Annotated in this window: 22 protein-coding genes and 1 pseudogene; 14 read left to right on the top strand and 9 right to left on the bottom strand. The window is 65.8% G+C overall.

All coding sequences use genetic code 11. The features are described 5' to 3' along the window. The first annotated feature begins 83 nt into the window (after positions 1-83). From NGM29_RS00835 to NGM29_RS00860, 6 genes are all read left to right on the top strand, one after another. Positions 84-935, top strand: a complete 852-nt coding sequence (locus NGM29_RS00835) for a CBS domain-containing protein (protein ID WP_254158379.1) — start codon at positions 84-86, stop codon at positions 933-935. 161 nt (positions 936-1,096) lie between these two features. Beyond that, positions 1,097-2,845: a glycine--tRNA ligase gene (gene glyS / locus NGM29_RS00840; protein ID WP_254158380.1), complete on the top strand. Its 1,749-nt coding sequence runs from the start codon at positions 1,097-1,099 to the stop codon at positions 2,843-2,845. A gap of 197 nt (positions 2,846-3,042) precedes the next feature. Continuing rightward, entirely contained in the window at positions 3,043-3,612 is a 570-nt protein-coding gene (locus tag NGM29_RS00845) for a GNAT family N-acetyltransferase (protein WP_254158381.1), read from the top strand. A gap of 113 nt (positions 3,613-3,725) precedes the next feature. Further along, positions 3,726-3,932 (top strand): Sp36 family protein, encoded by a 207-nt coding sequence (gene sp36 / locus NGM29_RS00850; protein WP_254158382.1) that lies wholly within the window; start codon positions 3,726-3,728, stop codon positions 3,930-3,932. Next, a complete protein-coding gene (locus NGM29_RS00855) occupies positions 3,925-4,935 on the top strand; it encodes a DUF7972 family membrane protein (RefSeq protein WP_254158383.1) in 1,011 nt (336 codons plus the stop codon). Before sp36 ends, NGM29_RS00855 begins: the two co-directional genes overlap by 8 nt. Before the next feature lie 52 nt (positions 4,936-4,987). Next, the gene (locus NGM29_RS00860) at positions 4,988-5,578 is read left to right on the top strand and encodes a diacylglycerol/polyprenol kinase family protein (RefSeq protein ID WP_254160661.1); all 591 of its coding nucleotides are present in this window, start codon (positions 4,988-4,990) and stop codon (positions 5,576-5,578) included. A 52-nt stretch (positions 5,579-5,630) separates the two neighbouring features. Here NGM29_RS00860 and NGM29_RS00865 read toward each other — a convergent pair whose 3' ends face one another. The 4 genes from NGM29_RS00865 to NGM29_RS00880 form a co-directional block, all read right to left on the bottom strand. Then, positions 5,631-7,082, bottom strand: coding sequence for a sulfatase family protein (locus NGM29_RS00865; RefSeq protein ID WP_254158384.1), 1,452 nt, complete (start codon positions 7,080-7,082; stop codon positions 5,631-5,633). Between the two features lie 83 nt (positions 7,083-7,165). After that, complete coding sequence (locus NGM29_RS00870; protein WP_254158385.1) at positions 7,166-8,428, bottom strand: MFS transporter; 1,263 nt, start codon at positions 8,426-8,428, stop codon at positions 7,166-7,168. A 167-nt stretch (positions 8,429-8,595) separates the two neighbouring features. After that, positions 8,596-9,219 (bottom strand): HD domain-containing protein, encoded by a 624-nt coding sequence (locus tag NGM29_RS00875; RefSeq protein WP_254158386.1) that lies wholly within the window; start codon positions 9,217-9,219, stop codon positions 8,596-8,598. A gap of 3 nt (positions 9,220-9,222) precedes the next feature. Further along, positions 9,223-9,948 (bottom strand): EthD domain-containing protein, encoded by a 726-nt coding sequence (locus tag NGM29_RS00880; protein WP_254158387.1) that lies wholly within the window; start codon positions 9,946-9,948, stop codon positions 9,223-9,225. Positions 9,949-10,179: 231 nt separating this feature from the next. Here NGM29_RS00880 and arlG point away from each other — a divergent pair, with 231 nt between their 5' ends. Further along, positions 10,180-10,947 carry an archaellum stator protein ArlG gene (gene arlG / locus NGM29_RS00885; protein ID WP_254158388.1) on the top strand — a complete coding sequence of 256 codons (768 nt, stop codon included), beginning with the start codon at positions 10,180-10,182 and terminating at the stop codon, positions 10,945-10,947. Between the two features lie 78 nt (positions 10,948-11,025). Further along, positions 11,026-12,309, top strand: a pseudogene (locus tag NGM29_RS00890) (TIGR00341 family protein); the annotation flags it as partial. A gap of 227 nt (positions 12,310-12,536) precedes the next feature. Here the strand turns inward: NGM29_RS00890 and NGM29_RS00895 are convergent. Next, a complete protein-coding gene (locus NGM29_RS00895) occupies positions 12,537-13,505 on the bottom strand; it encodes an NOG1 family protein (RefSeq protein WP_254158389.1) in 969 nt (322 codons plus the stop codon). A 180-nt stretch (positions 13,506-13,685) separates the two neighbouring features. On the opposite strand from NGM29_RS00895, the gene NGM29_RS00900 reads away from it, so the two are divergent. After that, the gene (locus NGM29_RS00900) at positions 13,686-14,057 is read left to right on the top strand and encodes a DUF5518 domain-containing protein (protein WP_254158390.1); all 372 of its coding nucleotides are present in this window, start codon (positions 13,686-13,688) and stop codon (positions 14,055-14,057) included. A gap of 84 nt (positions 14,058-14,141) precedes the next feature. On the opposite strand, the gene NGM29_RS00905 is transcribed toward NGM29_RS00900, so the two are convergent. Beyond that, positions 14,142-15,002, bottom strand: coding sequence for an N-acetylmuramoyl-L-alanine amidase (locus tag NGM29_RS00905; RefSeq protein ID WP_254158391.1), 861 nt, complete (start codon positions 15,000-15,002; stop codon positions 14,142-14,144). A 177-nt stretch (positions 15,003-15,179) separates the two neighbouring features. Between NGM29_RS00905 and trpY the strand changes: the two genes are divergently transcribed. Both trpY and NGM29_RS00915 read left to right on the top strand, forming a co-directional pair. Then, positions 15,180-15,683: a TrpY family transcription regulator gene (trpY, locus tag NGM29_RS00910; RefSeq protein WP_254158392.1), complete on the top strand. Its 504-nt coding sequence runs from the start codon at positions 15,180-15,182 to the stop codon at positions 15,681-15,683. A 169-nt stretch (positions 15,684-15,852) separates the two neighbouring features. Beyond that, complete coding sequence (locus tag NGM29_RS00915) at positions 15,853-17,394, top strand: heme-binding protein (protein ID WP_254158393.1); 1,542 nt, start codon at positions 15,853-15,855, stop codon at positions 17,392-17,394. Between the two features lie 16 nt (positions 17,395-17,410). Here NGM29_RS00915 and NGM29_RS00920 read toward each other — a convergent pair whose 3' ends face one another. Further along, positions 17,411-17,596 (bottom strand): hypothetical protein, encoded by a 186-nt coding sequence (locus tag NGM29_RS00920; protein ID WP_254158394.1) that lies wholly within the window; start codon positions 17,594-17,596, stop codon positions 17,411-17,413. A gap of 95 nt (positions 17,597-17,691) precedes the next feature. Here NGM29_RS00920 and NGM29_RS00925 point away from each other — a divergent pair, with 95 nt between their 5' ends. Beyond that, entirely contained in the window at positions 17,692-18,171 is a 480-nt protein-coding gene (locus NGM29_RS00925) for a hypothetical protein (RefSeq protein ID WP_254158395.1), read from the top strand. 268 nt (positions 18,172-18,439) lie between these two features. Here NGM29_RS00925 and NGM29_RS00930 read toward each other — a convergent pair whose 3' ends face one another. Both NGM29_RS00930 and NGM29_RS00935 read right to left on the bottom strand, forming a co-directional pair. Continuing rightward, positions 18,440-18,823 (bottom strand): DUF5611 family protein, encoded by a 384-nt coding sequence (locus NGM29_RS00930; protein WP_254158396.1) that lies wholly within the window; start codon positions 18,821-18,823, stop codon positions 18,440-18,442. A 292-nt stretch (positions 18,824-19,115) separates the two neighbouring features. Further along, positions 19,116-20,087 (bottom strand): DUF7093 family protein, encoded by a 972-nt coding sequence (locus NGM29_RS00935; RefSeq protein ID WP_254158397.1) that lies wholly within the window; start codon positions 20,085-20,087, stop codon positions 19,116-19,118. A gap of 104 nt (positions 20,088-20,191) precedes the next feature. Between NGM29_RS00935 and NGM29_RS00940 the strand changes: the two genes are divergently transcribed. Continuing rightward, positions 20,192-20,488: a DUF6432 family protein gene (locus NGM29_RS00940; protein WP_254158398.1), complete on the top strand. Its 297-nt coding sequence runs from the start codon at positions 20,192-20,194 to the stop codon at positions 20,486-20,488. A gap of 192 nt (positions 20,489-20,680) precedes the next feature. After that, positions 20,681-21,343, top strand: coding sequence for a uracil-DNA glycosylase (locus tag NGM29_RS00945; RefSeq protein ID WP_254158399.1), 663 nt, complete (start codon positions 20,681-20,683; stop codon positions 21,341-21,343). Positions 21,344-21,373: the final 30 nt, after the last annotated feature.

The following is a 21,373-nucleotide window of genomic DNA, read 5'->3' on the forward strand; positions in this document are numbered from 1 at the left end:
ACGAGGGTCGAATCCGAACGCCCGTCACGAGAGGAGGGAGAGAAGCACTGCCTTTATACCGATTTTGGCCGTACCCAGGTGGTATGAACGTAGCCGACGCGATGACGGTCCGCGACGACGTGGTCTCCGTCTCGCTACCGGGAACCCGAACCGACGTGCTCGAGTACTTTCAGGAGCGGGCGTTTTCCTCCGTACCGGTCGTCCAGTCGGACGACGGCACGGCCGAGTACCGCGGACTCGTCTCTCGAGAGACGCTGATCGAACAGCCCGACGAGGACCAGCTCGTCATGCTGATGGAGGACGTGCCGACGACGACGGCGGACACGAGCCTCGAGGCGGTCGCGAAGGTGATGGTCGAGGAAGGTGCGCGGCGCGTTCCCGTCGTGGATGGCGAGTTCGAGGGGATCGTCACGGTTACCGACGTCGTCCACGCGATCGCAAGGGGGGCGGCCGAGACCGACGCCGAAGTCGGCGACTACGCCGCCCGGAGCGTGAACACGACCTACGAGGACGTTCCGCTCCCCGTCGCGGAGCGCGAACTCCACTACGCGAACGCCCCGTACGCGGTCGTCCTCGACGACGACGGGCGGATGAGCGGCGTCATCACCGAGGTCGACGTCATCGACGTGGCTCGAATCGTCGAGGGCGAGGAGGAGACGGGCAACAACTTCCCAGACCAGGATGCCGACTACTCCTGGGAGGGAATCAAGGGCGTCGGCAGTCGGTCGCTTCCCACCCGCGACATCGAATTGCCGACCAGTCCGGTCAGCGAGTTCATGACCGAGGACGTGGTGACCGTCTCGCGGTCGAAATCCGTCGAGGGGGCCGCCCAGCTGATGATCAGCAACGACATCGAGCAGATTCCGATGGTCACCGGCGACGACCTCGTCGGTATCGTCCGGGACATCGACCTCGTGCGGTCGCTGTACGACTGAGCCCCCGTCGACAGCCTCTGGTTCGGCGAGCTACAGGCAACCAACCACACGTTCGTTCCTCGAGTTGCGCGAGTTGTTCGAGTCGCTCCGCCGAGGAATCGACTGTGAACCCGTGACGCAGCCTCGAAAGTGACTTTTGTCCGGCGGGGCTCGAGACGAGTATGAGCGACGAGGCTACGAGCCAGAAACTGACCGAACTCGCCAAGCGCCGCGGCTACTTCTTCCAGTCTTCAGACGTCTACGGCGGCGTCGGCGGATTCTACACGTTCGGTCCGCAGGGTGCCGCGCTGAAGGGCAATCTCGAGGACGCCTGGCGGGGTCGATTCGCCGTCGAGGAGGGCAACATGGAGATCGACGCGCCGACGATCATGCCCGAACCCGTCTTCGAGTCCTCGGGCCACCTCGACACCTTCGACGACATGCTAGTCGAGTGCCCCGAGTGCGGCGAGAGTCACCGCGCCGACCACGTCGTCGAGGACAACACCGAGTACGAGGACGCCGAGAGCCTCCCGATCCCTGAAGTCGAGGAGATCGTCGCCGAGTACGAACTCGTCTGCCCGTCCTGTGGCGCCGGCCTGGCCGGCCAGGCCATCGACGACTTCAACCTCATGTTCGCGACGAACATCGGTCCCGGCGACTCCCAGCCGGGCTATCTCCGCCCCGAGACCGCACAGGGCATCTTCGTCGAGTTCCCGCGACTCAAGGAGTACGCGCGCAACACGCTTCCCTTCGGCGTCACCCAGATCGGCCGCGCCTACCGCAACGAGATCAGCCCCCGGCGCTCGATCATCCGCACCCGGGAGTTCACCCAGGCCGAACTCGAGTTATTCGTCGATCCCGAGGGTGACGACCCGGACCTCTCGCCGGTCGAAGACGTGCCCGTCCGGCTGTACCCGGCGACCGAACAACAGAACGAGGACGGCGAGATCCTCGAGACGACCATCGGCGAAGCCGCCGAGGAGGGGATCATCGCCAGCCCGTGGATCGCCTACTACCTGGGCGTCGCCCGCGAGTGGTACGCTGCCGTCGGCGTCGACATGGATCGCTTCCGGTTCCGCCAGCACCTCGCCGGTGAGCGATCGCACTACGCGAGCGACTGCTGGGACGCCGAGGGCCTCATCGACGGCAACTGGATCGAACTCGCCGGTTTCTCCGACCGGGGCGACTACGACCTCTCGAAGCACGCCGAGGGCTCGGGCGAGCGCTTCACCGTCTTCCGACAGTACGACGAACCCCAGACCGTCGAACGCGCGAGCGTCGACCCCGACATGAGCTACCTGGGTCCGGAATTCGGCGGCGACGCCGGCGCAGTCGCCGACGCCCTGGAGTCGCTGGCCGAACGCGACCGCGAGGCCTTCTCCGGCGACGTCGTGGAGGTCGACCTCGAGGGCAAGAGTCACGAAATTCCCGTCGAGAAGACGGGCTTCGCCGTCGAGGACGAAACCATCGCGGGCGAGCACGTCACCCCACACGTCATCGAGCCCTCCTTCGGCGTCGACCGGCTGCTCTACACCGTGCTCCACCACGCCTACGCCGAGGACGAGGTCGACGGCGAGGACCGGACTTACCTCGCCCTCGAGCCCGAAATCGCCCCGACCTTCGTCGGCGTCTTCCCGCTGCAGAGCGACGACGACCTCGAGGCGACGGCCGACGAGATCGCCGCGGCCCTGCGCGCCGAGGGCCTCTCGGTCACCTACGACGACTCGGGTAACATCGGCCGGCGCTACCGCCGCCAGGATGAGGTCGGTACCCCGTTCTGCGTCACGGTGGACTACGAGAGTCTGGAGGACGACACCGTGACGGTTCGAGAACGGGACTCGACGACCCAGACGCGACTGGCCATCGACGACCTTCCGGAGGCGCTGTCGGCGCTGCGGGCCGGCGACGTCGAATTCGAGGATCTCGCGTAGGCTCGACCAGGGCTGGCGCTCCGTCTCCGTTCACCACAGCACTTAACTCGCGATCCCTCGAGTCCAACGGTAGAGCTGACCGATGACCGTTTTCCCCCGTTGAGGCCGTTTTCGACCCGCTCGACGCCCGTCGACTGTACCCACCCAGTGACCTCGTCTCGTGAGCCAACCGCCACCGCAGCGATCGATCCACACAGATGTCACCACCGACGTTCATCAGCACCGATCGGATCGAGTTACGACCGCCCAAAGAATCGGACGTTACCTTCCTCCAGGAGGGGGTGAACCACCCGAAGGTACGCCGGTACATCAGCGCCTTCAGAACGCCCTACAGCGAGGAGCGCTACCGCGAAGAACTGTGGGACCGCGACGTCGACGCCGATCCGACGCTACTCGCCGTGCCGACGACCGGCGAGTTCGCGGGCGACCCCGTCGGCTCCGTCGCGCTCTCGCCGCTGATCGAGCGCGACGGCTACGCCAACTTCGGCGTCTGGTTCCACCCGAAAGCCTGGGGGAACGGTTATGCCCTCGAGGCCAGCGCCCACCTCCTCGAGTACGGCTTCCGGGAACTTCGTCTGCACCGCGTGTCGGCGACTGCGATGGCACCGAACGGCGCCTCTCGGCGTCTGTGTGAGCGCCTCGGATTCGTCCACGAGGGGACCGCCCGCGAGGCACAGTTCGCCCACGGCGACTACGTCGACGTCGAGCGCTACGGCCTGCTCGAGCGCGAATGGGACGGACTGGACGCCGTGCTGGAAGCCGTTTGAGGCGAACGGAACTCACAACAGTCGTCGGAATCCGGCTCACAGCAGTCGGCGAAAGCCGGAAGATACCGGGCGCAAGGCCAACCGTTTTGTCCGAATTCGTGGATATTGGTGGCATGGCGACGGATTCGGACGCGACGTGGGAGTACGAGACGGTCAGGCCGCCTCGAGAGGCGACCATGCGCGAAGCCGCCGATCCGAAAGACATGCTCAACGAGTTCGGTAGCAAGGGGTGGGAGTTCGTCGATACGATCGATTACGCCGAGGGCGGCACGAAGTACCTTGTCTTCAAACGACGGCGCTCCGGTGACGACGATGACTGACGACCAGGTCAGCACCGCCGACACGATGCGCGAACGCGCCGACGAAAGTCGGCTCAAACTCTGGCTGCTCGTCGGCGCCAATCGTCTCGTCGTCACGGCAGTCCTGACAGTGTCGTTTTTCGTCCTGTTCTCGCTCGGGACCGTTTTCGAACCGGGGCTGTCCACGCTCCTGCGAAATCGAAACGTCATCGCCTGGGTGTTCGCGACGATGATCACGGCGGACATCACCATCGCGACGCTGGTCGTGACGATCGGACAACTCATCCTCTCCCAGGAGAACGGTCCGCTCGGCGATCAACAACAACGCATGAGCATGGCGATGGATTTCCGCGGCTACGTCAGCGAACTGGTCGACGAACCGGCCCCGGCCGATCCGTCGGCGTTCCTTCGGGTGCTCGTCAATGCTGCCCGCACTCGCGCGCTCGCGCTCGAGGATGCCACCGAGGGGTTGTCGAACGAGGCCGCTGCCGAGGAATTCGACGAATTCACCTCGAGCGTCCTGGGAAACGCCGACACGGTCACCGACAAGCTCGATGGTGCCCGATTCGGCACGTTCGACGTCGTCCACGCCGCCCTCGACTTCAACTACGGCTGGAAGGTCTTTCAGACGCAGCGCCTCGAGGACGAGTACGCCGACGTGCTCGACGAGGAGCAGCGAACCGCCCTCCAGGATCTTCGCCAGTCGCTCGCGATGTTCGGCCCCGCTCGCGAGCACGTCAAGACGCTGTACTTCCAGTGGGACCTGATCAACCTCTCGCGGCTGATCTTCTACGCGAGCGTGCCGGCGTTGCTCGTCAGCGGCATGATGGTGACGTACGTCGACGCGACGACGGTCGTTGGGACGACCCTGGGCGTGCAGAACCTGCTCTGGCTCGTCGCCGGCGCGTTCACGTTCACCCTCGTCCCGTTCTTCCTCTTGCTGGCGTACATCCTCCGCATCACGACGGTGGCAAAGCGAACGCTCGCCATCGGGCCGCTGATCCTTCGTGACTCCCAGCGGTGAGAACGTGTCGTAATCGACGTACTAAATACGCCGGCCGGTGAGCACCCACGGGATGGCCGATGAACTCAAGCGACGGCTCGTCCACGCCAGCGGGTCGGGACTCGTCGCGCTCTATCTTCTCGCGGGCGCCCTCGAGCTTGGGCTAACGTGGCCCCGGTTTCAGGTCCTGATGGTGGTTCTCGCACTCGGTGCCGTCGTCCTCGAGCTCCTGCGCCTGCACGTGGGCCTCGAGTGGTGGCTCTACGACAAACTCACCCGCGAGTACGAGCAAAATCAGTTTGCGGGCTACGGCTACTACATGGTGAGCATGACGATCGTCGTCCTCCTCTTCCCCGAGGACATCGCCCTGCCGGCGATGTTGATGCTCGCCATCGGCGACCCAATCGCGGGCTACGTCTCCGCGGACACCCTCACGCGATTCAAGGACCGCAAGACGCTCGTCACGATGTTCGTCGTCAGCACTCTACTGGCCCTGCCGTTCTTCCTTGAGACGCCACTGGTCGCCGTCGCCGCTGCCCTCGGGGCAACGATCGCCGACGGGATCACCATCCGCGTTCGCGAGTTCGTCGTCGACGACAACCTGACGATTCCGCTGTACGCGGCCGTCCTCGGCTCCGTAGCGCTCGCGATTGTGCCACTCTGAGACCGCAGGTATCGCCGACGGTTGCGCCGACTGCTATCCGTCGCGAGCGCCGTTACCGGCGAAACGTATCCGGCACCCACTTGCGGTTCGGATCCTCGGTTCGCTCCATCCAGTCCACGAGTCGATCGGCCATCTCGTCGCGAACGTCGGCGTAGGCGGGATGGTCCACGAGGTTCTGGAGTTCGGCGGGGTCGGCCTCGAGGTCGTACAGTTCGTTCCGATCCGGGCCGTTGTAGACGAACTTGTGCTCGCGCGTGCGGACCATCCGCTGGGTGTAGAGGCCGAACTCCTCGCCGTGGTACTGCGAGAACGTCGAGTCGGGCCACGCCGGGTTCTCGCCAGCGAGTAACGGGACGAGGCTCCGGGAGTGGAACGATTCCGGAACCGCCACACCGCCGATCTCGAGGAACGTCGCCGCCAGGTCGTGGAGGTGAACCGGTTCGTCGCGGGTCGTCCCGGGGTCGGTGACGCCCGGCCAGCGAACCTGCAGCGGGATGCGGTAGGTCTCGTCGTACATCAGCGGCCCCTTGTTGAACTGGCGGTGCGATCCCGTGAAGTCGCCGTGGTCGGAGGCGTGGACCACTACCGTCTCCTCGTCGAAGCCGAGGTCCTCGAGCGCCTCGAGGATCCGTCCGGCCTGGTGGTCGATGAGCGTCACGAAGCCGAAGTACTTCGCGACGGCCTCGGCCCAGGTGTCCCAGTCGAAGTCCTCGACGCCCCGGTAGTGCAGGAATTGCTCGTGGACCGCCGGTTTGCCCGCGTAGGTCTCGGCGTAGGTGTCCCAAGGCTCGAGGGCCTCGGGGTCGTACATCGAGGCGTAGGGTTCGGGGACGACGTAGGGGTGGTGGGGGCCGTAGAAGTCGGCGCGGTGGAAGAATGGGGATTCGCTGTCGGAAGAGCGACCGTCGGCGTGTGCCTCGAGCGCCTCGATCGTTCGCTCGGCGAGGAAGTACGCCCGCGTGTCCTCGACCTCGATTGGCGTTTTCGCTGCGACGAGCGTCCCAGACTCGGACCCGCCTGCGGTGTAAGTCTCATCCTCGAGGTCGGTCTCCTCGACGGGGGTGCCGCGGCGCTCACGGTACTCGCGGAACGCCTCGTCGATGTCGTCGTGATGGACGTCGCTGCCGCCCAGGTACTCGAAGCCGAAGTCCTCGGGCGTCTGGTCGCGTCCGACGTGCCACTTGCCGGTGTAGGTCAGGTCGTAGCCGCTCTGGGCGAGCAGCTCCGAGAACGTCGGCAACCCGGGCGGGAGGTTCGCCTGGATCGCGTCCGCCTCGTGGGAGTTGTTGAGCATGCCGTGGGCGTGGGGAAACAACCCCGTCAGCAGGGACGAGCGGGCGCTCGTGCAGATGCTGATCGGCGTCACGGCGTGAGAGAACCGGACGCCGTCGCTCGAGAGGCGGGCGAACGACGGCGTCTCGCCCGTCGGGCCGTCGGGTGCCGTGCAGTCGTACCGTTCCTGGTCGGTGAGGACGAACAGGACGTTCGGCGGCGAGTCGGTCATCAGGTTCGTTACACCGACCGAACTGAAAAGGCTACTCGGTCATTTCGGTCGCTCACTTGGTCACTCAGTCGTTCGAGCACTCGTCACTCGGTCGCGAGCAGACCAGCGCAGACGAGCGTCGCGACGGCGACGGTCCCCGCGAGGAGCCAGAACGCCGGTCGGAAACCAGCGGTTTCAGAGAGGACGCCGACGACGGCAGGGGCGACCGCACCCGCGCCCATTAGCAACGTTCGGACGACGCCGAGGCTGCCGCCGGCGATCGAGTCGGGAATCGTCTGTACGAGGTAGGCCCCGCGGACGGGCCGAAAGCCGTGGGATCCCAGGCCGATCCCGACGAGCGCAATACCCAGCGCGAGCGCGGATCCGGTTCCCGTGAGCGCAACGAACGCGACCGTGGCAGCCGTGGCCAGCGCCAGCGCGGCGACGATTACCGGCAGCGTGCCGACCCGGTCGCTGAGTTCGCCGCTCGCGAGCTGAACGACGCTGACGGCGAACAGGGCGCCGTAGAGGAGGTTCGCCGTAGCCGACTCAAGGCCGGCCTCGTTCGTCAGGTACAGCGGGGCGAACGCGACGAGGCCGTTGTAGGTGAACGAGAAACAGATCGTCGCGAGGACGAACGCGGTGAATCGACGGTCGCGAAACAGGCTCGCGTATCGGCGGAGGCCGGGGTCAGACGGTGAACTCGAGGCGTCCGTTCGAAAATCGCCGGAACTCGAGTCGACGCCTCGAGCAGCCCCCGGCAACCGCTTCGGCACCCGAACGAGAAAGAGCGCCCCCAGGACGAGTCCGACCGCGCCGGCGACGAGAAAGAGGAGTCGCCAGCCGGGGACCGCGAGGGACAGCCCCGCGGCGAGGACGACCGCGGTCGGGGCCACGACGCCCGCGTAGGTGCCGAGCGTGTCGAGAAAGCCCAGCGCGCGACCCGTCCGCTCCGGGTAGGCCCGCGACAGCAGGCGGACGGCGACGGTCTTGTGCGCGCCGGTTCCGGCCCCCATGACGAGCATCGCGCCCACGAGCACGACGAAGGGGGAGTCGACGACCAGGACGAGCGCCCCGGCAGAAGCGAGGACGACGCCGCCGACGATCACCGTCACAGCGCCGATTCGGTCGGCGAGCACGCCCGAGGGGAACTGCATGGCGGCGTAGACGAGCATGAAGCCGGTGAACGCGGTGCCGAGGACGGCGTTCGAGACCCCGTAGCTCGCCTGGAAGGCGTCGAACAGAGGCGGGAAGGCGTACCGGAGGAACTTCGCGAGAAACCAGATCAGGGCGGTCAGGACGAGTGCGTCGTAGCGGGCGAGCCCCGCCAGCGAGGATCGCGACAGCACCGCCCCGACTCGAGCCATTTTCCGACCCTCGGCGGGCCAGCCACGAGTACGCATCGGTTGCGGCAGCAGGCGTTCGTTCGCCAGCAAGCGTTCGTTCCGCAGCGGGCACTCGTTCGACCGCGAGTTCGTCCGGCAGCGAGTTCAGCCGTGGCTGCACTGGTAAACGGTGGAGACCACCCGAGCGCCTACTCCGTCGTCTGGGAGTACTCCGCCACCCACTCCTTCAGCGTGATCCCCATCGTCGCCTGGGTGATCGCGTTCGAACTCGCCGAGTTGGCGCTCTTGACCAGTTCCGCCTCGAGCGTCCGGGTCGGCACCTCCCCGAGGAAGTGGGGGATCGCCCGCTGGACTGCGAGCGGACAGCCGACCTCGTGAGCCAGCGCGTACCCCGAAATCGAGTGGGGAATCTCCTCGCTGCAGTAGGTCGGATCGGGGTCGACCAGGTCGTCGTCGACGAAGTCGACGTACTCGTAACACTTGCCCACGTCGTGGAGCAGACAGGCCGCGACCAGGACGTCCTCGTCGGGGTCGGCGCCGTGGAACTCGCGCTGGATTTCGGCGGACTCGAGGGCGACTTTCGTCGTCCCGCGGACGTGCTCGACGTTGTCGACCTCGTGGATGTTCCAGGCGTAGGGGACGTCGTGGATATCCTGCCAGCCCCCGCGCTCGAGCGCCAGAGTCCAGGCCTCGACGACCTGCTCACGGAGGGTGTCGTCCGCGATGGCCTCGAGTTCGGGGAAGGCCTCGCGGACCTGCGATTCGTACTCGGATTCGGAGCCCCCGCCAGACTCCGGGTCGGAATTGGTCATCCGTCAGTCTCCGTCCGTCCGGTCGACCTGCAGCGTCTCCTGGCCGATGAATCGCGGGCGTTCCTCGATGGCGAGGAAGTTGTCCACGTCCTCGCGGGCCTCCTTCGCCTTTCCGCGGTCGGGATCGTAGTCGCGCGAATCCTCGCTCCCGAGGGCGTCGTAGAGTGCCTCGAGTTCCTCGAAATAGAGTTCCGCGATGCCGTCGAACTCCGCGTTCTCGGGGTCGGCGGGGAGAACGGTCGCGTAGCGGACGACGCCCTCGATGTCGCGGGCGATCGGGGTATGCTCGTTCTGCCAGTGGTCGACGAACTCCTCGTGGCTCATCCCTTCCTGGCGGACGAGGAACGCCGAGTGCTTGTACAGCCCCGTCGTGTCGCCGTCGGTCTCGTCCTTCTGAACGATCTCCTCGCCGATGAAGCGGGGGCGACCCTCGAGGTCGAGGAAGTTGTCCACGTCCGCGCGGGCCTCGACGGCGACCTCCTTCGTCGGGTCGTAGTCCCGGGAGCCGGAACTGCCCAGCGCGTCGTGGAGGTCCTCGAGCGTCTCGAAGTAGAGTTCGGCGAGGCCGTCGAACTCGGCGTGTTCGGGTTCGGTGGGGAGAACGGTCTGGTAGCGGACGACGCCCTCGATGTCGCGGGCGATCGGGGTATGCTCGTTCTGCCAGTAGTCGACGAACTCCTCGTGGCTGAGGTCGTCCTTCCGGACCAGCAACGCGACGTGTTTGTACATACGTCTCGAGAGACGGCGCGTTCGCTCAAAAAAGGTGAGGAACCGCGTCGGGGTCGTGCGTGCCGCGAGTGGGGGTCGTCCGTGCCGCCGCCGGGGGTGGCGGCCGGGCGCTTCCGTGGTCGTCAGATCGACAAAAATGAGGCCCGAGACCGGCCGGTAGGATTAACCCCGTCGCGCTCGGCTTCTCGAGCGAACGCCGCGGACGACCAGCCCCGGCACGGTCCCGAGATCATGGCTCGCACCGCCCTCGTCCACCTCGTCCTCTTCATCGCGGTCGTGAGCGTCGCCACCCTCGCCGTCGGCGTGCTCGTCACCGAATCCGGGCTCTACGCGGACGCCCTCGAAGACGAGAGCGAACGCGAGCGCGCCGTCCTGGAGACCGAACTGACGATCGTCAACGATCCCGAATCGGGCGCGACTTACGACGGGAACGGAACGACCACGATCTACGTCAAGAACGTCGGCGGGAAGACCCTCGAGCCCGACGACCTCGAGGTCGTCCTCGACGGCGAGTACGTCACCGCACCGGAAACCAGGGTCGTCGACGGCGACCGCTGGCGCGAGGGGACGGTCCTCGAAGTGACGATCGACCGTCCGCTCGAGCGTGGCGATCACCGCGTCGCCGTCTCCCTCGACGAGGCGCGGGAAACGCTCGAGTTCGCCCACCGCGTCGTCTTCTGGCTCGACAGCCAGCCGCCAGCGACGTGTTCGGCCGACGAGTGCGTCGTCAACACCAGCGAGGAGACCCTGACGCTGACGATGGGAACCGATCCCCTCGAGGAAGGCGTCGACGTGACCTACTCGCTGAACGACTCCGCGAACGAAAACGTCACGTTCGAACGCACCACGGGGACGACGGACTCGAATGGCGAGAACGCCACCGTACTCGACTTTAGCCCGCTGGCCAACGAGACCGACGTCTCCGAATCGGTGCTGGTGACCGTCGACGCGGGCTGGGATACGCAGACGTTGGTCGTCCGGATCGAGTCCGAGAGGTGACGGCCTTCGCCGCCTGCAGCGCTATTGACCGCCACCCGCTTGCAAAGCGGTTATTCGACCGGCCGTTGAGCGTCACCTGTGCGACTCGTCCAGCTATCGGTTCCGGAGGGAAAACTCGAGGCCGTCCGCAAGGCCCTCGACGAGGACGACCTCCCCTACGTCATCACGGACGAAACCAGCGGCCGCGGCCACGAGGCGCTCGTCTACATTCCGCTGCCGACGGGGATGGTCGAATCGACGCTCGATACGCTACGCGCCCGTGGCATCGGCGAGGACGCCTACACGGTCGTCGTGGACGCCGAGACGGTCATTTCCGAGGAGTTCGACGCGCTCCAGGACGAGAACGACGCCGGGGACGTCGAGTCCGAGCGCATCTCGAGACAGGAGCTACGGACCGAGGCCGCCGAACTGACGCCGCCGCTCGACGTATTCGTCGTGATGACGGTCGTCAGCACCATCGTTGCCACGGCGGGGCTCCTCCTCGACTCGGCGGCCGTCGTCGTCGGCTCGATGGTGATCGCGCCGCTGATCGGGCCCGCCCTGGGTGCGAGCGTCGGCTCCGTGATCAACGACGAGGAACTGCTCACCAAGAGCGTCAAGTACCAGCTTCTCGGAGTCACCCTGGCGATCGTCGCGGCGGCGGTCTTCGCCTGGCTCGTCAGGCTGGGGAACATCGTGCCTCCGGGACTCGCCATCAGCGGCGTCGGCGAAATCGAAGAGCGCCTCACCCCGGACCTGCTCTCGCTGGCCGTCGCGCTCGGGGCCGGCGTCGCCGGCGTGGTGAGCATCACGACGGGCATCTCCGTGGCCCTCGTCGGGGTCATGATCGCCGCCGCCCTCATCCCGCCGGCGGCCGCGGCCGGCATCGCCATCGCCTGGGGCGAACCGATGGCCGCCGTCGGCTCGACCGTCCTCGTCCTCGTGAACGTCCTCTCGGTGAACCTCGCCGGACTCCTCACCCTCTGGTACGCTGGCTACCGACCCGAACGGCTCTTCGATCGAGGCCTCGCCGAGCGCCGCGTTCGCAAACAGGTCGTTGGCCTGATCGTCGTCGTCCTTATCTTCTCGACGTTTCTGGGTGGGATCACCTACTCGAACTTCACAACGGCCACCTTCGAGGACGACGCCCGCACCGAAACCGAGGAACTGCTCGAGCAAGAGCAGTACGCGGCCTACGAACTCATCGCCCTCGAGATCGAACTCACCGACGACTTCCCCTTCCGCGGGCCCGAACGGGTGATCGTCACCATCGGCGGCCCGCCCCAGGACGCCCCGCTCGAGATCGCGACCGACCTCGAGGAACGCATCTCGGCACAGACCGACGACCCCGTCGCGGTCGACGTCCGATACGTCGACCTCATCTCCATCGGTCCGCAAAACGACAGTGACGAAGAGGCGGCCGACGGCGACGAGACGGGACTCGACGAAGATGAGACGACGTCGCTTCAGCAACCCGTGTCGCATCAACAACCGGCGTCGATCCAGCAACCTGTGTCGCATCAACAACCGGCGTCGATCCAGCAACCTGTGTCGCATCAACAACCGGCGTCACTCGAGGCACACGAGCGAACGCGGGAAGGGAAAGCCAGTCAGCGATCTCGAGACGGCAACTTCGGTTCGTATCCGATAGCGTCGACGGCGGCCTCGAGCACCGCGTCGACGTTCTCGCCGGTCTCGACACTCATGTAGAAGTCGGCCTCGACGTCGCGTGAGCGGTCGGCCTTGTTACAGACCGTGAACACCGGCAGGTCCGCGAACTGGTCGGCGATGGCGTCGCGCAACTCGAGTTGGTCCGCGAGCGGGTAGCCACACTCTTCGCTGGCGTCGACGAAGACGAGGACGCAGTCGCCGAGGTGCTCGAGGGCGCTGACGGCCTGGGACTCGATCTCGTTTCGCTCCTGTGGCGGCCGGTCGAGCAGCCCCGGCGTGTCGACGATCTGATGGCGGATGTGATCGCTGGTGAAGTGACCCAGGCCGATCCCCCGCGTCGTGAACGGGTAGGCGGCGGTCTCGCCGCGAGCGTTGGTGACGGCGTTGACGAACGAGGACTTGCCGACGTTGGGGTAGCCGGCGACGACGATGGTTGGCTCCTCGGGGTTGATCTCGGGCAGGTCCCGCAGGTCGTTGCGCGAGTCGTTGATGTAGCGCAGTTCGTCGTCGACCTGCTCGACGATGTCCGCCAGGCGGGCGAACGCTTGCTTGCGGTACTTCCTGGCCGTGTCGACGTCCGTCTTGCGCAGCTTCGGCTGGTACTCCTGGTGGATCTCGCGGGTCTTTCGGCTGGCCCACATCACCTCCGAGAGGCTCTGGCGAAGGCGGTCGACGTCAACGATAGCGTCGGCCAGCTCCTCGTAGAACGGGTGGACGTCGTACTCGAAGTCCGGCCAGGAGGTGACGACGTTCTCGAGGTTGTCCGAGAGGATGTTCGCCGCCGTCTGGAGCATCGACTGCTGGGCGTCGAGCCCCTTCTGGGCCCGACCGGCCCGTGAAGCCCGGGAGAACGCCTTGTCGATCAGCTCTTCCGACGTGGGCGTGGTCGGAAGGTCTTCGAAAATCATACGCATACTAGCGGCAGGGAGCGTAAAAGGTCGTTCGATACGCGACGGGTCGCTCCCGGGCTCGAAGCGACGCAATCTCGAGCGGTTCGCCCCCGCCGCTGTCACCGTTGGTCTCGAATTCGCGGATCAACAGTCGGTTCCGGCGGACGATATATGCGCCTCGAGCCCCTCACTCCCGGTATGACCGACTGGCATGCGGCTGGCATCGGATTCCTCACGATCGTCGTCCTGAGTGTCTTCGGCGTCGTCGCCCCCGGCCTCGGCCAGCTAACCGCCGGCCTGATCGGCGGGTTCGTCGCCGGCTACCTCGCCGGTGGTGGTCTCGGTTCCGGGTTCTGGCACGGATTGCTCGCCGGATCGCTCGGGGGCATCATCGCCGGCGTGATCCTGGGGCTCTTCGTCGCCGTCGCGGGCGTCGCGCTCGGCCCCGCCGGGGCCGCCATCTCGAGCGTGGCCGGCGCGGGAATATTCCTTGCCGCCGTCGTGCTCGCCCTCGTGATGGCGCTCGAGAGCGCCGTCGCTGGGGCACTTGGGGCCGCGATTAACAACTGAGGCGGCTTCCAGATTGACACTCGAGCCGCGTCGGGCCGTCTGCAGGTAATTGCCGCGAGTGCCGTGGGAGGACGTGGCCGTGAATCAGACCTCGAGCCACGGCTCGGCACACCAGCCCCAGATGTTGTCCGCCTCGAAGTGCAGCCCCCACCAGGTGTAGCCGTCGGCGGATTCGGGCCCATTCATGATCCGGCCGGCGGACCCCTCGGGCATCGTCGCGACGATGGTCGAGTCGGTGCCGGGCTGTTCGCGAGCGTTGAGGTTGGCCGTGGTGTAGACGGTCTGGTCCATCTCGAATTTTCCGTCACCACCGCCGCCGCCGTCGCCCACGAAGTCCATCAGTCGCGACCCCGACCAGTCGGGTCCTGGACAGGCCGTCGCGTTCGAACTCGAGCAGTAGCTATTGGTCGGCGCGTGGCGGTGTTCGATGATGCCACCGCTGGCGTTACACGGCGCCGACATCGACGTGTAGTAGTTTCTCGGGATGTCGTAGGTGTCCGCCAGGTAGTCGATGAGGGCCGCCGACTGCTGGTACATCGTGTCCGAAATGTACCCCTGTGATTCGGTCCACTCGTGTTCGATGCCGATCGCGCTCGAGTTGAAGCCGCTGGCGTGCCAGGCGACGTTCGACTCGTCGACCATCTTCGTCGTGTGCCCGTCCGAGTTGCGGATCACGTAGTGGGCAGAGACGTTCGCGTCCGGGTTCTGGAACCAGCTGATCGCGCCCGAGTACGACCCGACCGTCGTGTGCACGACGATCCAGTTGATGTCGTTCACGCCGCGGTCCGCCCACGAGTAGTTGCTCGAGTCGGCCGCGACCCAGCGATCGCCCGGCTCCTCGGCCGCGAGTGCCGACGTCTGGTCGCCGCGAGCGATGCCGCGCCGCCGACCGAGAGGCCGGCCGCTTTCAGGAGTGTTCGCCTGTTTGCATCCATTCGATCTCACACATAAGATGGTGAATAAATAATTTTTGTCTGGTACACTGTAGGAATTTTGGGCGTATGTCTGATATCGAGTGGCTGTCGGGGCTCGAGGGGACGCTACCGTTGCACGAGGACGGTACCGCTGACCGATCACCTACCATTATACGACGGCGCACGTACTGTCCGCCAGCGAAAACGCATGTTCGACGAGATCATGGAGAAATTCGAGGGATCGCCGAGCCAGCAGGCGGTCATCCGCCTCCTCCTGGAGCGGGGCTTCTCGGTCAACGACGAGGGCCGGGTCGTCTCGGGCGGAATCGAGATCCCCAACACGGGTATCGCTCGCGAAATCGACGTCGACCGGCGCGTCGTCGACTCGACGACGGACGTCATCCTGGAGGACCCCGAGTTGCGACGGATCTTCCAGAACATCTCGCAGGTGCCGAGCCTGATGGATCTGGCACCCGTCCTCGACCTGACGGTGCTCTCCGTCGAGGTCGCCGACGCCGAACAGGAAGGCATCGTCGCCTCGGTGACGGGGATTTTGGCCGACCACGGCATCTCGATACGCCAGACGATCAGCGAGGACCCGGAGTTCACCGACGAACCCCGCCTCCACCTCGTCACCGACGAGGACCTGCCGGGCGAGGTCATCACCGACATCCGCGCGCTGTCGTTCGTGCGTTCGATCGAGTTGCAGTAGTTCGTTCGAGTCGTCGAGTTCCGGACCGCCTCGAGTCGCCGTCTCTGCGCCGATTCGTCCGCCGATATTGCTATAGAACGTATAGTATTATGGTACAACGGATATAGCAAAGACGGCCCAACGAATCGGAAACCGTTCGTTATTCACCGCTGCACTCGAAGCCCCACGTATGGACCGACGCAGACCGCCACAGACCGAGGAAGGCTGGTACGTGCTGCACGACTTCCGGTCGGTCGACTGGGACGCCTGGCGAAACGCCCCGGAACGCCGACGCGCACGCGCACTCGAGGAGGGCATCGACTACCTCTCGAGTGCGACGTCCCTGACCGACGTCGACGCCGAGGAGGGCGGCTCGGCCGTCTTCTCCGTAATCGGCCACGAGGCCGACTTCATGGTACTTCACCTCCGGCCGACGATCGCCGACCTCGACGCCCTCGAGCGACGGTTCGAGGGGACGGCTCTGGCCGAGTTCACCGAGCACACCGACTCCTATCTCTCCGTCACGGAGGTCTCGGGCTACATGTCCGAGGAGTACTTCGAGGAGGACGGGGAGGCAGACTCCGGCATCGCCCGCTACATCGAGTCCCGCCTCGAGCCCGAGATTCCCGACGCCGAGTACGTCTCGTTTTACCCGATGGACAAGCGCCGCGACGCCGAGTGGAACTGGTACGACCTGTCGTTCGACGAGCGCGCGGAGTACATGTCCGGCCACGGCGACATCGGTCGGAAGTACGCCGGTCGCGTCACCCAGATCATCTCCGGGAGCGTCGGCCTCGACGATCACGAGTGGGGCGTGACGCTGTTCGCGGACGACCCGGCCGACATCAAGGGACTGCTCTACGAGATGCGGTTCGACCCCTCGAGTTCGCGCTTCGGGGAGTTCGGCCGGTTCCGCTTCGGGCGACGTTTCGCCCCCGAGAACCTGAGGGCGCTCCTGTCAGGCGAGCGAGTGTCGCAGGAAGTGGACGAGGGAGACGGGCACAGTCACGGACATGGACACGACCACGGCTCGAGCCGCGGTCACCACGGCCACGGTGGCGACGATAAATCGAGCGGCCACCACGGCGACTCGAGCGGCCACGATCACGCACACGGGAGCGACGACGGAGACGACAGCAACGTCCGTGACGAACTCGAGGACCTCGGCGTCTACGCCGGGAAACCCCACGGCGAGGACGTCCACGCAGTGGTGCTCTACTCGGCCGCCGACGTCGACGACCTCTTCGAGGAAGTTCAGGGCCTCCGGGCGAACTTCGATCACTACGACAGTCACGTCAAGACGGCCGTCTACGACGCCGAAGGCGACGGCGGCGACGAGAATGAGGCCGCCGTCGTCAGCCTCTGGGAGACCGAACGCGCCGCGAACACGGCTGCCGGCTTCCTCGGGGACCTCCCCGAAATCGTCCGACAGGCGGGCGACGAGGGCGACTCCTGGGGGACGATGGGGATGTTCTACGCCGTCGAGCCTGATCACCGCGGGGACTTCGTCGGGACCTTCGAGGAAGTCGGCGACGCCCTCGCGGACATGGACGGTCACCGGAAGACTACTCTACTGGCGAATCTCGAGGACGAGAACGACATGTTCATCGCTAGCCGCTGGGACGCCCGCGAGGACGCGATGGCGTTCTTCCGCAGCGATGCGTTCGCCGAGACCGTCGAGTGGGGCCGCGATATCTTGACCGAGCGGCCGCGCCACGTGTTCCTGGCCTGAGTGCGGTCGAGGAGCGCTAAATCCGGGCCTCGGGCGACTCGTCGTAAAAGAAGTAGCCGGCGACCCCCGCGAGGCCGAGCGCGAGGGTCACGAAGGGCCACTTCCCGAGCTCTCTGTCCGTGAACTTCGCGTGAATCGTAACGAAAATCGTGAGTCCCACGTGGGCGCTGAGGGTCGCGGCGAGGAACGTCTGGAGGTCCATCGCTCGCAGGTTCGACCGCGAGCGGATAGTGATTTCGACTCGGTGAGCGCAACGAGAGGGAAAAGTACACCTCGATTCGCCCTCGAGAGTCGGGTGTGAACCGCCGCGCGTTCCTCGCTTGCGTCCCCACCGTCGCCCTCGCCGGCTGTTTCTATCGTCTCGGGCTCGCCGAACGCGTCGTCGTCCTGGAGAAGACGATCGAGGGCGTCGAGGTCGACCTCGAGACGGGCGAGCGTCGAACGGTCACGCTCCTCACCAGACGCGACGGCCCCGAAGGGCCGACCTACGAAACCGTTCACGATGACCTCGAGGGGACTGTTTCCGACGACGAGCCGCTGGCGTTCGAGGGCGACCTTCGCCAGGATCTCGAGTCGACGTACCCCGAGATTCGGCTCCGCGCTCGAGTCTGCGATTCGGCGCCGCTCGAGGACCCCGACGCCGCGAGCGGCTGTCGCTCGGTCTCGATCGTGAGCGAGGACTTCGACGAGGTTCGCGTCGGCGACGTGATCGACGTGCGTGAGAGCGACGACGGAATCGGGCTGCTCGAGGTCCACAAACGGCGCGAGGATCGGTGAATCGGGATGGATCGGACTCGAGTGATCTACGAGCCAACGACCCGTTACCAGACCACCGTTCCGTGGTCGCGAGCCGGGGAAGGGCAGGCGGTCAGTCGCCGTGGCGGCCCAGTAATTGCACCGTGAGCGAGGCGTCGCCGAGCGAGCGGACCGACGACTGACCCGCAGGGGAAGGAGGAGTGTTTTTGGTCCAGCTTTTGCCGAGTGACGGCGAACCGTACGGTAGCAAAGCTACCGTCGGTGAGCCAGAACGCAGCGCAAAAGGTGGTTAGAAATCGTGGTCCGGATCGTCCTCGACGGCTCGCTTGAGCGACTCGCGTCGGGACTTGGCGTCGCGGCCGGTGGCCTCGAGCAGGAAGTCGTTCTTCGCGGAGACGGCCTCGCCGGCGGCCTCGAGTTCGTCGGGGCCGAGTTCGGTGGGGTCACGCTCGACGAAGTCGACGGCGAGTTTGTCCTTTTTGCCGGAGTACTGGACGGTGCCGACTGTGATGCGCTCGAAGACGGGATTGTCGGGTTCTTCGACGACGAAGAGGTCGCTTCCCTTGAACTCCTCGGTGGTCGTGATCGAGCCGAAGTAGTCTTCGACGGTGGCTTTCATGTCGGGGATTCGGTCCTCGAGATGTTCACCGCGGCGCATCTTGTACTCCTTCATGGCAGAGCCATGTACGGGGTAGTGTTTACCTCTTTTCATCGTCGCCAGCGGCTGTGAGGTGGGAGTCCGTCACAGGCGGCGGGCGGTCGTGATTAGGTCGTCTGGCTCGGGGCTCGGGGGTCAAGACTTGAGGCTCGAGGATCGCCGAGAGAGGTTGTGTTCGGTTCTCGAGGGCTGGGACGCGCTTGAGCCACGGAGCGGACTCCATTCATGGAACCGACTCGAGCACCAAGGTCGAGACCGAAATCCGGGAAGTCGATGTCAAAATCAAGGACGAGACGAAGGAATCGGCTTACCGCTTACGCTCGCCGAGGTAGCCCTTGCGACACTCGGGGCAGATGTCGCCCGCGCGAAGGGAGCCGCGGTCGCCGGGGGCGATGAACGAACACTGCGGACAGAAGAACTCGGTGTTGGCGCCACCCTGTGTCGTGGCTTTGCTCGGGTCGGGCGCGGTCTGTGCGCTGGCGATGCCGGTGTAGGACTCCGACTGCTGGGGCGACGGTTCCGGGTCGGCGTCGACGAACACCGCGTCGTCGGTGATCGGTTCGTCCCGAGTGGCATCGTTCTCGGTCTCGGTTTCGCTTGTGTTCGCGCCTGCGTTCGCGCTCGCACCCACGTCCTCCTCGACGAACGTCGTCTCGATACCGTTCGACTCGACTGACGAGTCGTTCCCGTCCCCGTCGGCGCCTTCCTCCTCGGGCCAGGCGGTCGGTTCGGCCTCCGAACCGACCGGTGGGCCGACGTCGTCCGACTCGGGCCACTCGCCGTGTTCCCGGTCGCCGTCGTCGGTGTCGGGTTCGGTTAGAATTTCGGCGTCGTCGGTGATCGGGTCGCCGTTTTCGTCGGTGGGGATCTCGAGGCCGTCGTCTTCGTTTGCGTCTCCGTCCCCGTCCTCGTCCGTCGTCTCGTCTGCAGTTCCGGCTTCGACTTCGGCTTCAACTTCGACTTCGGCCGTATCGCTGAGATCCCCCGCGCTCGTTGCCACTTCCTCGGTCGATTCACCGTCCTCGAGACCGGCGCCGGCTGCATCGTCGGTTCCGGGAGACGGGGGCTGGTCGGATGTAGATTCGCCTGGGGAACGTGCGACGTCGGGACCGAGTGCGGTCACCTCGGTGTTCTCGCTGGTGACGGTCTTCTCGCCACAGCGCTGACACCGCTGGTACTCGGTCACGGTGACGACGACCTCGCTTCCCCGTTCTTCGCGCTCGCGGTCGACCTCGGTCTCGCCGAAGTCGTGCCCGAGCAGCGAACATCGAAGGGCCATTGTCAGACCGTTCCAACCCAGGCCATAAAAAACGTACTGCAAGAACCGCCGTCGAGTGGGACAACGGCAAACGTCAAATCCCAGCGTCACGAAGGGCAGATCGGATGAGAGCGAAACGGGAGTTCCGGGACCGGTCAACGACGGAGGTCGCCGTGCTCGACGCGCTCGTCGACCGCACCGAGAACGGGATGACGGTCTTCGAACTTCGAGCCGAGGTCGCCGTCAGCATCGACGACCTCGAGGAGGCGCTCGCGACGCTCAAGGACGACGGGCTCATCGTGATCGACAACCAGACGAGTCGGACGGTCATCAAACCGGACGAGCGCGTCGTTCCCGACGAGAACGACCTCGATGAGGAGGACTCCCTGCTCGAGCGGCTGCGCGAGCGTTTTTCGTTATAGGTGGCTGACGTTCTCGCTTCTGGCCCCCTGCTACACCAGAACGAGGCGAAGACGTCAGTCAGCCGTCGGTCTCGATTACGTCGGCCGGCTCGAGGACCTCGCTCACTTCGAACGCCTCGGTCGTCTCGATTGGCCCGCTTAACTCGAGCGAAAAACGCGCCACCTAAACCCGACCGACCCCTCCACCGGAACGTGTCCGACACGACGCCGCCGACCGACGCCGATCCCGCGTTCCCGACCGAACGACACGTCCTCGAGGCCGACTGCGCGCGCTGCCCTCACCTCGTCGACCACCGCGAGTGTATCTCCTGGGGGACCGGCCCGCTCGAGGCCTCGGTGCTCGTCGTCGGCGAGGCTCCCGGCCGGGGCAACCCGGAGGCCGAGCGCTGGCGCGGCGGCAACTGGACCGGCATGGCCTACACCTCGCGACACTCCGGCCGACGCATTCGCGAACTGCTCGAGGCGGTGGGCTACGGCGACGACGCCTTCTACACGAACGCGGTGAAGTGCTTTCCCGCGGACCCCGACGACCCGACGACGAATCGCGAACCGACCGCCGAGGAACGGTCGGCCTGCCGGGGGCACCTGCTGACCGAACTCGAGCGAGTCGACCCCACCGTGATCCTCGCGACGGGCAAGCACGCGACGACGACGGTGCTGGCGTTCGAGGAGGACTCGCTCGACGGCTTTCTGGAGACGGTACTCGAGCCCAGGTGGTGTGATCGCCTGGAAGCGTGGCTGTTGCCGATCCTGCACCCTTCCTACCAGGACGTCTGGCTCGGCCGACTGGGATACGACCCCGAGGAGTACCGCGCGGACCTGCGGACGCAACTCGATGCGCTGGTCGACGGCTGAGCGTCGTGGTGAAGCCGCTGCCCGAGCGCG

Origin of the sequence: Natronosalvus rutilus (assembly GCF_024204665.1) — an archaeon.
Lineage (GTDB): Archaea > Halobacteriota > Halobacteria > Halobacteriales > Natrialbaceae > Natronosalvus > Natronosalvus rutilus.